At 65.7% G+C, this 15,154-nt stretch carries 12 protein-coding genes and 1 tRNA gene; 11 read left to right on the top strand and 2 right to left on the bottom strand.

Annotated features, from left to right (window positions below):
- Positions 1-196 precede the first annotated feature (196 nt).
- Both OE647_RS01120 and OE647_RS01115 read left to right on the top strand, forming a co-directional pair.
- Positions 197-406 (top strand): hypothetical protein, encoded by a 210-nt coding sequence (locus OE647_RS01120; RefSeq protein ID WP_263719742.1) that lies wholly within the window; start codon positions 197-199, stop codon positions 404-406.
- A 280-nt stretch (positions 407-686) separates the two neighbouring features.
- Positions 687-1,196, top strand: a complete 510-nt coding sequence (locus tag OE647_RS01115; protein WP_263719741.1) for a BRO-N domain-containing protein — start codon at positions 687-689, stop codon at positions 1,194-1,196.
- A gap of 244 nt (positions 1,197-1,440) precedes the next feature.
- On the opposite strand, the gene OE647_RS01110 is transcribed toward OE647_RS01115, so the two are convergent.
- Positions 1,441-2,877, bottom strand: coding sequence for a tyrosine-type recombinase/integrase (locus tag OE647_RS01110; RefSeq protein WP_263719740.1), 1,437 nt, complete (start codon positions 2,875-2,877; stop codon positions 1,441-1,443).
- 99 nt (positions 2,878-2,976) lie between these two features.
- Positions 2,977-3,061: transfer RNA gene (locus OE647_RS01105), tRNA-Leu, on the bottom strand.
- A gap of 140 nt (positions 3,062-3,201) precedes the next feature.
- On the opposite strand from OE647_RS01105, the gene OE647_RS01100 reads away from it, so the two are divergent.
- The 9 genes from OE647_RS01100 to queG all read left to right on the top strand — a co-directional run bounded on the left by OE647_RS01100 (position 3,202) and on the right by queG (position 15,152).
- Complete coding sequence (locus tag OE647_RS01100) at positions 3,202-4,191, top strand: complex I NDUFA9 subunit family protein (RefSeq protein WP_263719739.1); 990 nt, start codon at positions 3,202-3,204, stop codon at positions 4,189-4,191.
- Positions 4,188-4,991 carry an undecaprenyl-diphosphate phosphatase gene (locus tag OE647_RS01095; RefSeq protein WP_263719940.1) on the top strand — a complete coding sequence of 268 codons (804 nt, stop codon included), beginning with the start codon at positions 4,188-4,190 and terminating at the stop codon, positions 4,989-4,991. Before OE647_RS01100 ends, OE647_RS01095 begins: the two co-directional genes overlap by 4 nt.
- 164 nt (positions 4,992-5,155) lie before the next feature.
- Positions 5,156-6,592, top strand: coding sequence for an NAD(P)-dependent oxidoreductase (locus OE647_RS01090; protein WP_263719738.1), 1,437 nt, complete (start codon positions 5,156-5,158; stop codon positions 6,590-6,592).
- Between the two features lie 67 nt (positions 6,593-6,659).
- Complete coding sequence (locus OE647_RS01085) at positions 6,660-7,373, top strand: hypothetical protein (RefSeq protein ID WP_263719737.1); 714 nt, start codon at positions 6,660-6,662, stop codon at positions 7,371-7,373.
- Positions 7,370-11,908, top strand: a complete 4,539-nt coding sequence (gene gltB, locus OE647_RS01080; protein WP_263719736.1) for a glutamate synthase large subunit — start codon at positions 7,370-7,372, stop codon at positions 11,906-11,908. Before OE647_RS01085 ends, gltB begins: the two co-directional genes overlap by 4 nt.
- A gap of 231 nt (positions 11,909-12,139) precedes the next feature.
- Positions 12,140-12,523, top strand: coding sequence for a Hint domain-containing protein (locus tag OE647_RS01075; RefSeq protein WP_263719735.1), 384 nt, complete (start codon positions 12,140-12,142; stop codon positions 12,521-12,523).
- Between the two features lie 61 nt (positions 12,524-12,584).
- Positions 12,585-13,325 carry a monofunctional biosynthetic peptidoglycan transglycosylase gene (gene mtgA, locus OE647_RS01070; protein ID WP_263719734.1) on the top strand — a complete coding sequence of 247 codons (741 nt, stop codon included), beginning with the start codon at positions 12,585-12,587 and terminating at the stop codon, positions 13,323-13,325.
- A gap of 48 nt (positions 13,326-13,373) precedes the next feature.
- Positions 13,374-14,039, top strand: a complete 666-nt coding sequence (fzlA, locus tag OE647_RS01065) for an FtsZ-binding protein FzlA (RefSeq protein WP_263719733.1) — start codon at positions 13,374-13,376, stop codon at positions 14,037-14,039.
- 78 nt (positions 14,040-14,117) lie between these two features.
- Positions 14,118-15,152 (top strand): tRNA epoxyqueuosine(34) reductase QueG, encoded by a 1,035-nt coding sequence (queG, locus tag OE647_RS01060; protein WP_263719938.1) that lies wholly within the window; start codon positions 14,118-14,120, stop codon positions 15,150-15,152.
- Positions 15,153-15,154: the final 2 nt, after the last annotated feature.

Below are 15,154 nucleotides of genomic sequence, written 5' to 3'. Positions count from 1 at the left end.
CCAAGTGCTGCACCCGCTGCGGCTCCACCTTCGAGCCCACGGGCGCTGCCGCCAAGTTCTGCCCGGAGTGTCGCCCTGAGGCCGTCCGGGAGAGGGTCAGGCGCAATGTCGCAGCCTGGCGCAAGGCTGACCCCGAGCGGGACCGTGAAGCCCGCCGCAGATGGCGCGTAGGCCGCAAGCTGAGGGACGCCCAGGCATGAGCGTCAATGTCGAACTAGGCCCGGTCCACGTCATCGGGCGGGGGCTTGTCGCCCCGAAGGGCTGGATCAGTCCAGAGACGCGGGCCTTGATGCAGAAGGCCCAGGACGAATGCGCCGCCGCACAGGCCGCCATGACCGACAGAGACGCCGAAAATGTTGACGCGCAACTGCGCTTTGTCACGGACCCGTTCAACGGGCAGCGATAGCCGCCCAGGACTCCCACAAGGCCCGTCAGAGGCCCGTCCAGGTTCCCGAGAGGGCAACCCACCTGAGGCCGGAGAGGGCCGCCCAGTGACTCTCTCCACGCTTCCCACGCAGTCCCTCGAAAATTCAGTGAGCTGCCCGCCGCCCCGAGGCGCGTGTTTCCCGTTCCTTGTCCGCGCCCCGAGCGGGCCAGTGGTGAGGCATGGGCGGCTCTCTCGATTGCCGGGAAGGCTCCACCCCGAACGATCACACCACCACGATGCACAGATCAAGGAAACGATCATGAACAACATACCCGCCGTCACGACCGCCGACACCCGCTTTGGCAATCTCCGCAGCGTGACCATCGACCATCAGGTCTGGTTCGTCGCCTTTGATGTTTGCAAGGCCCTCGGGTTGACACACACCACGAACGCACTCGCCAACTGTAATTCAAGTGATGTTGGGGAAGCCCGTCTCTCTGATCGCGGCGGACGCCCTCACAAGCTGGTCAGCGAAAGCGGCCTGAATGATCTGGTCCTACAGTCGCGCAAGCCCGCAGCCCGTGCGTTCCGCCGCCTCCTGACCTCCGAAGTCATCCCGTCCATCATGAAACACGGGGTCTACGTCGCTGGGCAGGGCACCATGACCGATGAACAGCTTCGCGCCGCCGTGGGCGAACGGGCCGAACGCCTGATCGAAGGCACCCGCGCCGAGCGCCACGCCCGGATTGCAGCCGACACAGCCCGCTTTGTCGAGATGCACGGCAGACAGCCGACCTCTCGGGAACGCTTCTTCCTGGAGAAGCCCTGACACCGCCCGCAGGACTCGCCCAGCGCCCATATAGGCCCCTTCCGTCTCTCCCTTGGGTGGCACCATGCCGGAGACCGAGAGGGGCCTCTGTAGGGGCACCTGGGAGAGTATTTGCGAGGAGGAGGACACGAGGAGGAGATTTCCCCTCAGCATCGGAGAGGGGGGTCCCCTAAACATGTTACTTAACGTTTATGGGGATGCTCAAAGTGGGAACCTAGACAAGCACCTCGGGGTGCAGCCTCGTCTACGTCTCTCCCTCTCGCGTTTCCTCGCTGGTCTGCCGCATATCGGCATCCGACAACGGAATGCCCAGCGCCTTCTTCATCGCCCGAGTGGTCTTGCGCAACTTGGCCAAGCTGCCGCCGTAGACGCGATCTCCGACTCCGCCCAATGCGTGACCCAGGATCAGGTTCTGATCGAGAGAGGGAATTTCGGCGAGGATGAAGTTATCCTTCATGTTGTGCCGCAGCGAGTTGACGACCAGCTTGGGGTCTGTGGTCACAAGCCGGACATGCTTCATCAGCGCCGCAGACGCCGCTGTCGGCCCACCTTTCCGGCCATATGATGGGAACAGCATGGTCCCTTCCCGGGCTACGGCGAGGGCAACCTTTGCGGCCTCAAGCGCGTCCCCAACGACCGGCACATGCCGAATTGACGCCTTGGTCTTTACCCTCCGGTTCTCATGCCACGCCACGCGGATATGCGGAAACTGCGCACCGATATCGCCGGTCAACTTAACATCATCGACGCGAAGTCCGGTTATCTCTGCGAGGCGGCAGCCGGTCCCTTCCAGCAAGCGCCAGATTAGCGCTAGTTCGGGGCTGGCACTCTCGCGAACACGCTCACACACGGACTTGAGCACCTTCGCAGGAAAGGGATGGCGCTTCTCGGATTCAGCTTCGTCGTTGTCACTCGCGCCCAGGTCCAGCTTGTTGAACGGATTTCGGGTCGTCTCTGGCAGATCAAATTCCGCGATCCCGAAATTGATCACCGCTTTGAGCGTCGTCATCTCCCGTTTGACCGAAGCAAAGGAAAGCTTCTCGCCGTTCGATTTTACCCGACCAAGCATTCGGTCACGAACCTTCCGGGCATCCTCGCGCGTCAGAGAGGTCATGAGCGGGTTCCTTCCCAGCGCTTCGACGGCGATCCCGACGACACGGTGGAGGCGTCCGACCGTCCTACTGTCAGAGCGCCCCTCGTCCCCGAGTTTCTCTGCGATGTATAGCCTCAAGGCGTCTTGGAGATTTGGCTCCGGGGCCTTGTAGCGGTCAGGCCCGAGGCGCAGAAGGTTGATCGTATGGTGCTCGACGGGTGGCACCCCGACAGGTTCCCATTCGTCCTGAGGGTAGGCGTCCGCCATGCTGTCCGCAGTCAGGGCCAGCCCTTCCTCTGATACGCCCGCTGAAATCAGGTCCGCCCGCCGTCGCAGCGCCTCCGCATAGGCTTCGCGTTCCGACGCCCCCGGCTGACTGGCAGCCACCGCACCGGCAAGCCGCAGCTTCGCGTCCGCAATCTCCCGCTCGACCTGAGCGTGATACCGGGGATAGGCGGCAAGGGCTTCGCGCTCGGAATCGCCCAGTTTCCGCTTGAACTCCCGCTTGGTGATGATTGCGGCAACGTCTCGCGGAACTCTCCGTCGATACTGAAAGCTGCCTGATTTGGTGCGCTCGACGTGCTTCAAGACTAGACCCATGTGTGCTCCGTGTGTGCCGCCTTGTGCACCGGAGGGAACGCCATGTCACGGAAGTCTTTGAATAATTTACCCTTGGTAGCAGGTAAATGGTGCCCAGAAGAGGACTCGAACCTCCACGCCTTGCGGCACTGGTACCTGAAACCAGCGCGTCTACCAATTCCGCCATCTGGGCCGATGTCGTGGGCCGCGATGTATAGGGGCCTGCTGGCGGTGTCAACGGGGTCCGATGCAAAATCGCGCGGCATCTTTGCGCCTTGTTTGACTGGGGCGTAGCCGCTAATCAGGGGCGCAAGCGGCTTTGCGGAGGTGTCCATGTCCAAGCTCGTCACCATCTACGGCGGATCGGGATTCGTCGGACGGCAGATCGCACGCAAGATGGCCAAGCTCGGCTGGCGCGTCCGCGTCGCCGTTCGCCGTCCGAACGAGGCGATCTTCGTGCGGCCCTACGGCGCGGTCGGCCAGGTCGAACCGGTTCTGTGCAACATCCGCGACGACGCCTCGGTTCGCGCGGCAATGCAGGGCGCGGACGCGGTGGTGAACTGCGTGGGCATTCTCAACCGGTCCGGCAAGAACACCTTCGACGCCGTCCAGGCCGAGGGCGCCGCGCGCGTGGCCCGGCTTGCGGCCGAGGCGGGCGTGACCAACCTCGTCCAGATTTCCGCCATCGGTGCGGATGCGAAAAGCCCCAGCGCCTACCAGCGCAGCAAGGCCGCGGGCGAGGACGCGGTGCGCGCGGCCTTCCCGGATGCGGTGATCCTGCGCCCCTCGGTCATCTTCGGCGCCGATGACACCTTCTTCAACCGCTTCGCCTCGATGTCGCGTTTTGGCCCGGTCCTGCCGGTCGTGGGCGCGGGCACCATGTTCCAGCCCGTCCATGTCGAGGACGTCGCCGAGGCGGCGGCGCGCGCGGCGACGGGTCAGGCCTCGGCCGGCGTCTACGAACTGGGCGGCCCGGATGTGCAAAGCTTCCGCGACTGGATGCACACGATGCTGCGCGTGATCGGGCGGCGTCGGCTGGTCCTGAACCTGCCGTTCTGGATCGCCCGCATTCTGGGCGGGGTCCTGGATTTCGTGCAGGTGGCGACCGGCGGGCTTTTTGAGAACCGCATGCTGACCCGCGACCAGGTGCGCAGCCTCGGCAAGGACAATGTCGTCTCCAAGGGCGCGCGGACGCTGGCCGATCTTGGGATCGAGCCGACCCCTGCCGCCGCCGTCCTTCCGGACTACCTGTGGCGCTTCCGCCCCTCGGGGCAATATGACGCGATCAAGGCCTCGGCCAAGAACCTGCGGAAGCATCCCTGATGTATGAAACCACCGTCGTTCCGCTTCTCCTGGGGTTCCTGGAGGGGCTGACGGAGTTCATCCCGGTGTCCTCGACCGGGCACCTGCTGATCGCGGGCCATTTCCTCGGGTTCGAGAATTCCGGGCGCACCTTCGAGGTTGTGATCCAGCTTGGCGCGATCCTTGCGGTGGTTCACCTGTACCTGGGTAAGATCGTCCGCACGGTCGGCGGCCTTGGCCATGACCCCCAGGCGCGGCGTTTCGCGGCATCCGTGCTGATCGCCTTCCTGCCTGCCGTCTTCGCGGGCCTGCTGCTGCACGACTTCATCAAGCACATCCTGTTCGAAAGCCAGGCCGTCATCGCGACCGCGCTGATCGTCGGTGGGGTCGTGCTGCTTTTGATCGACAAGCTTCCGATCCGCCCGCGTCACCTGGACGCTGAGCGGTTTTCGCTGCCCATGGCGTTGGGGGTCGGGATCGCGCAGTGCCTGGCGCTGATCCCCGGCGTTTCCCGCTCCGGCGCGACAATCGTCGGCGCGCTGCTCATGGGGGCCGACCGTCGCGCGGCGGCGGAGTTTTCGTTCTTCCTCTCGATTCCGACGATGGTGGCCGCGGTCGGCTATGACATCTGGAAGAGCCGAAGCGAGATCGACCTGACCGCCGTTCATGAGATCGCCATTGGTTTCGTCGCGGCATTCGTGACGGCAATCATCGTCGTGCGCTGGCTTCTGTCTTACCTTGGAAGCCACGGATTCGCGCTGTTCGGGTGGTGGCGAATCATCGTCGGCGTGGCCGTCTGGATCGCGCTTCTGGCGGGGTGACTTCTAATTAGTAAGTGTTCCTGACCTAAATTTTACTGAAACCACCACCGCACTGCGGTCCGTGTGTGAAAAATCGTGAAATTAGGTCAGCCGTGCTGACTTTTATTTCGTATCCCGCCAGAGTAGCAATGCGCACCCGGAATTTGCCCAAGGGAGGCGTTGTCATGGCTCAGGAACGGATGCTCAAATTCGTGACCGTCGCGAAGGAGATGCCCGAAAAGCGTGACGCGAGCGTGCGCGCCCAGGACTTCAACGAGATCTACCGCGAATACGCCGAGGCCAAGGCCGCCGAGCAGGCCAGCCGCTGCTCGCAATGTGGCGTGCCCTATTGCCAGACGCACTGCCCGCTGCACAACAACATCCCCGACTGGTTGCGCCTGACCGCCGAGGGCCGGCTTCAGGAAGCCTATGAGCTGTCGCAGGCCACCAATACCTTCCCCGAGATCTGTGGCCGCATCTGCCCGCAGGACCGGCTTTGCGAAGGCAACTGCGTGATCGAACAGTCGGGGCACGGCACCGTGACCATCGGCTCGGTCGAGAAATACCTGACCGACACCGCCTGGGATCGGGGCTGGGTCAAGCCGGTCCGCCCGCAGGCGGAGCGCACCGAAAGCGTTGGGATCATCGGGGCCGGGCCCGCGGGTCTCGCCGCCGCCGACGCGCTGCGCCGCGCCGGCATCCAGGTCACGGTCTATGACCGCTACGACCGGGCTGGCGGGTTGCTGACCTACGGCATCCCCGGCTTCAAGCTGGAGAAAGACGTGGTGATGGCGCGCATCGCGCAGCTCGAACAGGGCGGCGTGAGTTTCGTGCTGAACTGCAACGTGGGCGAGGACCTCAGCTTCGACGCGATCCGCGGCAAGCATGACGCCGTCCTGATCGCCACCGGCGTCTACAAGAGCCGCGAGCTTGAGGGCGACGGCGCCGGCGCCGCCGGCATCGTGCGCGCGATCGACTACCTGACCGCCTCGAACCGCAAGAGCTTCGGCGACGAGGTGGCGGAGTTCGACAGCGGGGAACTGAACGCCGAAGGCAAGCGCGTTATCGTGATCGGCGGCGGCGACACGGCGATGGACTGTGTGCGCAGCGCCATCCGCCAGGGCGCGCTGTCGGTGAAATGCCTTTATCGCCGCGACCGCGACAACATGCCGGGGTCCCAGCGCGAGGTGACGAATGCCGAGGAAGAAGGCGTGGAATTCGTCTGGCTGTCCGCGCCCAAGGGCTTCGTCGTCGGCGCGGGCGTCGAGGGTGTGACGGTGCAGAAGATGCGCCTGGGCGCCCCCGACGCCTCGGGCCGCCGCAGCCCCGAGGTCATCCCCGGCGCCGACTATGTCGAACCGGCCGAACTGGTCATCAAGGCGCTGGGTTTCGAGCCGGAGGCGCTGCCGAAGCTCTGGGGCGTCGAAGGGCTTGACGTGACCCGCTGGGGCACCGTGAAGGCGAACTTCGCGACCCACGCGACCAGCCTCCCCGGCGTCTACGCCGCCGGCGACATCGTGCGCGGCGCAAGCCTGGTGGTCTGGGCGATCCGCGACGGGCGCGAGGCCGCCGACGCGATCCTCGAATACCTGTCGCAGCCCGCACAGGTCGCAGCCGAATAGACCCGGCACAAGGTTCATCCCGGTTCGGCGGAGCTCCGGCGAACGGCAGCACGAAGAGGAGATCGACATGACGTTCCTGCGCACCGTCCTCGTCCTTGGCGCGTGCAGCCTGTCGTCGGCCGCGGCGGCGGGGCAGTTTCCGCTGCCCCAGGGCTGCACCGCCTTTGCCACCGTGCAGATGCGCTCCTGCCTCGTGTCGCAGCACTACCGCTGCGCGGGCGAGCCCGAGGGCAACCAATGGGCGGTCCAGTCCGACGGGCAGGGCCCCTATTTCGCCAATCTGATCGACGCCGAGACGCGCTGGCTGCAAAGCTACGACCTCTACACCGGCGAACAGGACCAGCTGGCCGAAGAGAAAGACCCGGCCTCGTTCAGCGAATTGCTCGAACGCGGGCAGGACGACTTCGACTTTTTCACCGAAAGCTCCTTCGGCGAACTGCGCCGCTATGTCGGGCAGGACCGGCTGACCGGCCGAACCGAGACCATCGACGGCATCGTGCTTGAGCAGACCGCGTTCGAGCTGTCCGCCTTCGACGCCGACGGCGGGCTGATCTGGACCCGCAAGGGCAACCAGTACATTCACCGCGGCTGGCGGATCTTCTTCCCCGGCACCGAACATTTCGAGAATTCCTTCGGCGACAAGGTCGACACGGTCGAAACCCCCGTCGACTTCGCATTGCCAGGCGACAAGGGCTTTCTCGAAAACGAACCGAAATACGACTGCGACGTGCTGAGCGCTTCGTTGCAGCTTCCCCGCATGGATGGAGGACCAAGGCCATGACGATCTATGACCAGGACTGGGTGCAGGCCGAGGAAACCAAGCGCCGCTGGATGAACGAAAACAGCCTCTGGCGCGAAGAGGACGAGCACTCCTCCTGCGGGGTAGGGCTCGTGGTTTCGCTCGACGGGCGCGCTTCGCGCAAGGTGGTGCAGAACGGGATCGACGCGCTCAAGGCCGTCTGGCACCGGGGCGCGGTCGATGCCGACGGAAAGACCGGCGACGGCGCGGGCATCCATGTGCAGATCCCGGTCAAGTTCTTCTACGACCAGGTCCGCCGCACCGGCCATGAGCCCGACATGGAGAAGCTGATCGCGGTCGGCCAGATCTTCCTGCCGCGCACCGATTTCGGCGCCCAGGAACGGTGCCGAACGATCGTCGAAACCGAGGTCCTGCGGATGGGCCACTACATCTACGGCTGGCGCCACGTTCCGGTCGATACCTCGGTGCTGGGTGAAAAGGCCAACGCCACCCGGCCGGAGATCGAGCAGATCCTGATCCGCTGCGAAAAGGACATCGACCAGGTCCAGTTCGAGCGCGAGCTTTACATCATCCGTCGGCGGATCGAGAAGGCGGCGCTGGCCGCCCATATCGCCGGCATGTATCTCTGTTCGCTGTCCTGCCGCTCGATCATCTACAAGGGCATGATGCTGGCCGAACAGGTCGCGGTCTTCTATCCCGACCTGCTGGACGAACGCTTCGAAAGCGCCTTCGCGATCTATCACCAGCGTTATTCGACCAACACTTTCCCGCAATGGGCGCTGGCCCAGCCCTTCCGCATGCTGGCCCATAACGGCGAGATCAACACACTGAAGGGCAACATCAACTGGATGCGCAGCCACGAGATCCGGATGGCCTCCTCGACCTTCGGCGAGATGGCGGAGGACATCAAGCCGATCATCCCCGCCGGAACCTCGGATTCGGGCGCGCTTGACGCGGTGTTCGAGGCGCTGGTGCGCGCGGGCCGTTCGGCGCCGATGGCCAAGACGATGCTGGTGCCGGAAGCCTGGTCCAAGACCGCGGTGGAAATGCCGCAGGCCTGGCAGGACATGTACGCCTATTGCAACAGCGTGATGGAGCCCTGGGACGGCCCCGCCGCGCTGGCGATGACCGATGGCCGCTGGGTCGTCGGCGGGCTTGACCGCAACGGCCTGCGCCCGATGCGCTACGTTCTGACCGGTGACAACCTGCTGATCGCGGGGTCCGAGGCCGGCATGGTTCCGGTGGACGAGATCACCGTGCGCGAAAAGGGCGCCCTGGGTCCGGGCCAGATGATCGCCGTCGACATGGCGGAGGGGCGGCTTTACCGCGACACCGACCTCAAGAACCGTCTGGCCGCCAGCCAGCCCTTCGGCGAATGGGTCGAAAAGGTGGTCGAGCTGAACCAGCTGATGCGCGATGTGCCGGAAAAGGCGCTGTTCGAAGGCGCCGAGCTGCGCCGCCGCCAGATCGCCGCGGGCTACACGCTTGAAGAGCTTGAGCAGGTGCTGGCCCCGATGGCCGAGGACGGCAAGGAAATGATCGCCAGCATGGGCGACGACACGCCGCCCGCTGTGCTGTCCTCCAAGTACCGGCCGCTGTCGCACTACTTCCGCCAGAACTTCAGCCAGGTGACGAACCCGCCCATCGACAGCTTGCGCGAAAGCCGGGTGATGAGCCTCAAGACCCGTTTCGGCAACCTGACGAACGTGCTGGCCGAGGATTCGAGCCAGACCGAGATCCTGACGCTCGACAGCCCCTTCATCGCCAATGCCGAGTTCGACGAGATGGTGCGCCAGTTCGGCGACCGCGTCGCCTTCATCGACTGCACCTTCCCCGGCAATGCGGGCGACGACACGCTGCGCCACGCGGTCGAACGGGTGCGCGCGGAGGCCGAAGATGCGGTGCGTTCGGGCGCCGGGCATCTGGTCCTGACCGACGAGCATCAGGGTGAGGGCAAGGTCGCCATGCCGATGATCCTGGCCACCTCGGCCGTGCACAGCTGGCTGACCCGCAAGGGGCTTCGCACCTTCACCTCGGTCAACGTGCGATCCGCCGAATGCATCGACCCGCATTACTTCGCGGTGCTAATCGGCTGCGGGGCGACGACCGTCAACGCCTACCTCGCGCAGGATTCGATCGCCGACCGCATTCGCCGCGGGCTGATCGAGGGCAGCCTTGTCGAGGCGATGCGCCGCTACCGTGCCGCCATCGACGCGGGTCTTCTGAAGATCATGTCGAAGATGGGGATTTCCGTCATCTCCTCCTACCGCGGGGGCCTCAACTTCGAGGCCGTGGGGCTGTCGCGCGCGCTGGTGGCGGAATACTTCCCCGGCATGCAGAGCCGCATCTCCGGCATCGGCATCACCGGCATCCAGCACAAGGTGAGCGAGATCCACGCCAAGGGCTTCCAGGGCGGCGCCGACGTGCTGCCGGTCGGCGGCTTCTACAAGGCGCGCCGCTCGGGCGAAAGCCACGCCTGGGAAGCGCAGACGATGCACATGCTGCAATCGGCCTGTGATCGCGCGTCCTATGACATGTGGAAGCAGTATTCGGCCCGGATGCGGGCGAACCCGCCGATCCACCTGCGCGACCTTCTGGACATCAAGCCCATCGGCCGCTCGGTTCCGATCGACGAGGTGGAATCCATCACCTCGATCCGCAAGCGCTTCGTGACGCCGGGCATGTCGCTGGGGGCGCTGAGCCCCGAGGCGCACATGACGCTGAACATCGCCATGAACCGCATCGGCGCCAAGTCCGACTCCGGTGAAGGCGGCGAGGATCCGGCGCACGCGCACCCGCTGCCCAACGGCGACAACCCCTGCGCCAAGATCAAGCAGGTGGCCTCGGGCCGATTCGGCGTGACGGCGGAGTATCTCAACGCCTGCGAGGAGCTGGAGATCAAGGTCGCCCAGGGCGCCAAGCCCGGCGAGGGCGGCCAGCTGCCCGGCATGAAGGTGACCCAGCTCATTGCGCGGCTTCGCCATTCGACGCCGGGGGTGACGCTGATCTCTCCGCCGCCGCACCACGACATCTACTCGATCGAGGACCTGGCGCAGCTGATCTACGACCTCAAGCAGATCAACCCGCGCGCCAAGGTGACGGTGAAGCTGGTCGCGTCCTCGGGCGTCGGCACGATCGCGGCGGGCGTGGCCAAGGCCAAGGCCGATGTGATCCTGATCTCGGGCCACAACGGTGGCACCGGCGCCAGCCCCGCAACCTCGATCAAATACGCGGGCCTGCCGTGGGAAATGGGCCTGACCGAGGCGCATCAGGTCCTGGCGATGAACAAGCTGCGCGACCGGATCACGCTGCGCACGGACGGCGGCCTGCGCACCGGGCGCGACATCGTCATCGCGGCGCTGATGGGGGCCGAGGAATTCGGCATCGGCACCGCCGCGCTGATCGCGATGGGTTGCATCATGGTGCGCCAGTGCCAGTCGAACACCTGCCCGGTGGGCGTGTGCACCCAGGACGAGCGCCTGCGCGCCAAGTTCACCGGCTCGGCCGACAAGGTGGTGAACCTCATCACCTTCTACGCCCAGGAAGTGCGCGAGATCCTGGCCGAGATCGGCGCGCGGTCGCTTGATGAGGTCATCGGGCGCGCCGACCTGCTGACCCAGGTCAGCCGCGGGCACGCCGACCTTGACGACCTCGACCTCAACCCGCTGCTCATCACCGTCGACGGGTCGGACCGCATCGTCTACGACCGCTCGAAGCCGCGCAACGCGGTGCCCGACACGCTGGATGCGGAGATCATCCGCGACGGCGCGCGCTTCTTCGACGACGGGGAAAAGATGCAGCTGTCCTATGCGGTGCGTAACACCCACCGCACCATCGGGACGCGCGCGTCGAGCCACATCGTCAAGAAGTTCGGGATGCGCAACAACCTTCAGCCGGACCATCTGACGGTAAAGCTGACGGGCTCGGCCGGGCAGTCGCTAGGCGCCTTCGCGGCGCCGGGACTGAAGGTCGAGGTCTCGGGCGATGCCAACGACTACGTCGGCAAGGGCCTTTCGGGGGGCACGATCGTCGTACGCCCGCCGATGGCCTCGCCGCTGGACGCGGGTCAAAACACGATCGTCGGCAATACCGTGCTTTACGGGGCGACCGACGGCCATCTCTTCGCCTCGGGCCGCGCGGGGGAGCGCTTTGCCGTCCGCAACTCCGGCGCGAAAGTGGTCGTGGAGGGCTGCGGCTCCAACGGGTGCGAATACATGACCGGGGGTGTGGCCGTGATCCTGGGCGGGATCGGCGCCAACTTCGGCGCCGGGATGACCGGCGGCATGGCCTATGTCTGGGACCCGGAGGGTGAGGCCGAGGAGCTGATGAACCTCGATTCCATCGTCACCTCGGCCATCGGCCACCCGCACTGGGAGGCGGAGCTGAAGGGCCTGATCGAGCGCCATCTGGCCGAAACCGGCAGCCGCCGCGCGGCTGGCATCCTCCAGCGCTGGGAGACGGAGCGGGCCAACTTCATCCAGATCTGCCCGAAAGAGATGCTCGCGCGCATCCCGCACCCGCTGAGCGACGAGGCCCAGGCCGTTCCGGCGGAATAACGCGGCCGCAAAACGCCGCCCAAGACAAAAGGCCCGTGTCGGAGTTCCCGATACGGGCCTTTTGCGCCCTGACATGCTGATCTCTCCGGGGCAGTCCCGGTCTGGCGGGGCATCCTGGCCGAGATCATCTTTGACGATCGGCTCGATCTGTTCGACCCGCCACAGCCCCCACCAACCGGGGCACATCTCAGCGTCTACGGCACGCTTCTCTACCTCGCAGATGGCCGCGTGATGTTCGCACCCACTGACGGCAGCGTGCTTTTTTGGCGCAAGCTTCGACAGCTCCACCCGCCAGCCCGTCACCAGCATCCGGTATTCCGGCAAGACCAGGGTCTGGTGGCGGCCAAATACGGGGTCGGCCAGCCCCGCGTGCATCGCGCCCCGCAGGCGCAGATCGACAAGCTGCACTTCATGCCTGACCGGCACGAGATCGTGCTGGCCGCGGGCGCGGGCGGCGAAAGCTTTCATCCCGTCGGAGACCAGATCGTGGGCGACGCGGCGTTGCGCCCGGAAATCCTCGCCATCTTTTCGGAGGTCGCGACGCTTGCCGCAACCTTCCTTGCCCCGGCCGCGCGCATCGTGACGGGGCGCGAGGCCGGGGTTCTGCGCGGCTGATCCGGAGCAGGGCCGGTCTGGCCCTTGACCCCGGTGCCGAAGCCATGGCTAAGGTCGGGCGATGGCGAAGAAGGCGACAAGATCCCGGGCGAAGAAGGGCCGCAAACCTGCGGCCACAGCGGCGCGCGTGCCGAGCGCGCGGCAGATCCTCAGATGGGGAACACGGGCGCTTGGCGGTCTCGTGGCGCTGTTTCTGGCGTCTGTGCTGGCCTACAGCGTCATCAACCCGCCGACCACCGCCTATATGCTGGCTGAAAGCATACGCTACGGCGGCATCCGGCACGACTGGGTGGACCTGGAGGAGATGTCGCCCGAGGTGCCCCGCGCCATCGTCGCGGCGGAGGACGCGAACTATTGCCTGCACTGGGGCTTCGACATGGCGGCAATCCGCGAGGCGATCGACCAGGGTGGCACTCGGGGCGCCTCGACCCTGTCGCAGCAGACCGTGAAGAACGTCTTTCTCTGGCAGGGACGCAGTTGGCCGCGCAAGGCGCTTGAGGCCCTGATGACCCCGGTGGCGGAGCTCGTCTGGACCAAGCGGCGGATGCTTGAGATCTACCTGAATGTCGCGGAATTCGGGCAGGGCGTGTTCGGGATCGAGGCGGCCGCGCAGCATTATTTCGGCACCTCCGCCAAGGAGCTTTCTGGCGGGCGCGCCGCGCTGCTTGCCGCGGCGCTTCCCAATCCGAAGGAGCGCAATCCCGCCGAACCCTCGGCCTTTCTGCGCAAGCGCGCGCGCCAGATCGCCGAGGGCGCCGATACGATCCACGCGGATGGCCGCGCCGACTGTTTCCAAGGTTGAACGCCGCAAGGGGCGCGGCTATCACGGGATCAAACCGAGGCCCCCGCGATGACACGTCTTTATCACGTTCCCCTGTCCCCGTTCTGCCGCAAGGTCCGCCTGACGCTCGCCGAGAAGAAGGTCGAGGTCGAGCTGGTCGAGGAGCGCTACTGGGAACAAAGCCCCGAGTTCCTGCGGCGCAGCCCCGCGGGCAAGGTGCCGGTGCTGAAGATCAACGGCCGCTTCCTGAGCGAAAGCCAGGCCATCTGCGAATACCTTGAGGAAACCATCCCCGAGCCCCGCCTGATGCCGCGCGAACCCGAGGCGCGTTGCGAGGTCCGGCGGCTTTGCGCCTGGTTCGACGACAAGTTCCATGAGGAAGTGACCTCCAAGCTGCTTTACGAGCGGGTCAACAAGAAGCTCATGGGACAGGGCTATCCCGAAAGCCGGAACGTCAAATCCGGGGCCCAGAAGATCAAGTTCCACCTCGATTACCTCAGCTGGCTTCTGGAGCAGCGGCGCTGGCTGGCGGGCAACGAGATGACGCTGGCCGATTTCGCGGCGGCGGCGCATCTGTCGAGCCTCGATTACATCTCGGACGTGGACTGGAACCGCAGCCAGAACGTCAAGGACTGGTACGCCAAGATCAAGTCGCGCCCGGCCTTCCGGTCGATCCTGGCCGACCAGGTGCCGGGCTTCCCGCCGCCCGCGCATTACGCCGACCTGGATTTCTGAACGGAAGCCGCCGGGGGCGCTGCCCCCGGACCCCCGGGATATTTGCGAAAAGAAGAAGGAGGAGGCGTGGAGTCCGGCATGCTCAGCGCGCGGCTGGTCGAGGTGGCGCAGGCCGAAGGGTTTTCGGCTGTGGGCTTCTGTCGGCCAGATGCGATCCCGGATGCTGCGGGCCGGCTGGAGGCCTTCGTCGAAGCGGGGCGACACGGGCAGATGGCTTGGATGGCCGAACGGATGCACTGGCGGGGCGACCCATCCGCGCTTTGGCCGGAGGCGCGAACCGTGATCATGCTGGCCGAGCTCTATACCCCCAAGGACGATCCCCTTGCGGTGCTGAGCGAGAGGGACTGCGGTGCGGTTTCGGTCTATGCCCAAGGGCGCGATTACCACGACCTGGTCAAGAAGCGGCTGAAGCGGGTCGGGCGGTGGCTGATCGCGGAGGCCGCGCGGCAGGGTGTCGAGGCGGAGATCAAGGTATTCGTCGATACGGCACCGGTGATGGAGAAACCGCTCGCGCAGGCCGCCGGCCTTGGCTGGCAGGGCAAGCACACGAACCTTGTGAGCCGGGACTTGGGAAGCTGGTTCTTCCTGGGCGCGATCTTCACCACGCTCGATCTGCCGAAGGACGCGGCGGAGCGCGATCATTGCGGGTCCTGCCGGGCTTGCCTGGATATTTGCCCGACCGGGGCGTTCCCCGCGCCCTATCAGCTCGATGCGCGGCGCTGCATTTCCTACCTGACCATCGAGCATTCCGGGCCGATCGATGAGGCCCTGCGCCCGCTTCTGGGCAACCGGATCTATGGCTGCGACGACTGCCTCGCCGTCTGCCCGTGGAACAAGTTCGCCCAGGCGGCGCGGGAGGCTGGCTATGCCGCCCGTGTGGGGGCACCGCCGCTTGCGGAACTGGCGGCGCTGGATGATGCGGCATTCCGCGCGCGGTTTTCCGGCAGCCCAGTCAAGCGCATCGGACGCAACCGCTTCGTTCGCAACGTCTTGTACGCAATCGGCAATTCCGGATCCCCGGCGCTGAGGCCGGCCGCCGCGGCGCTGACCGGTGATCCCGACCCCGCAGTCGCGGACGCAGCACGCTGGGCCTGTGCGCGGCTGGAACAGTGATG

Origin of the sequence: Albidovulum sediminicola (assembly GCF_025751575.1) — a bacterium.
Lineage (GTDB): Bacteria > Pseudomonadota > Alphaproteobacteria > Rhodobacterales > Rhodobacteraceae > Albidovulum > Albidovulum sediminicola.
The sequence above is the reverse complement of the archived record's forward strand: the minus strand, read 5'-3'. Positions and strand labels throughout refer to the sequence as shown.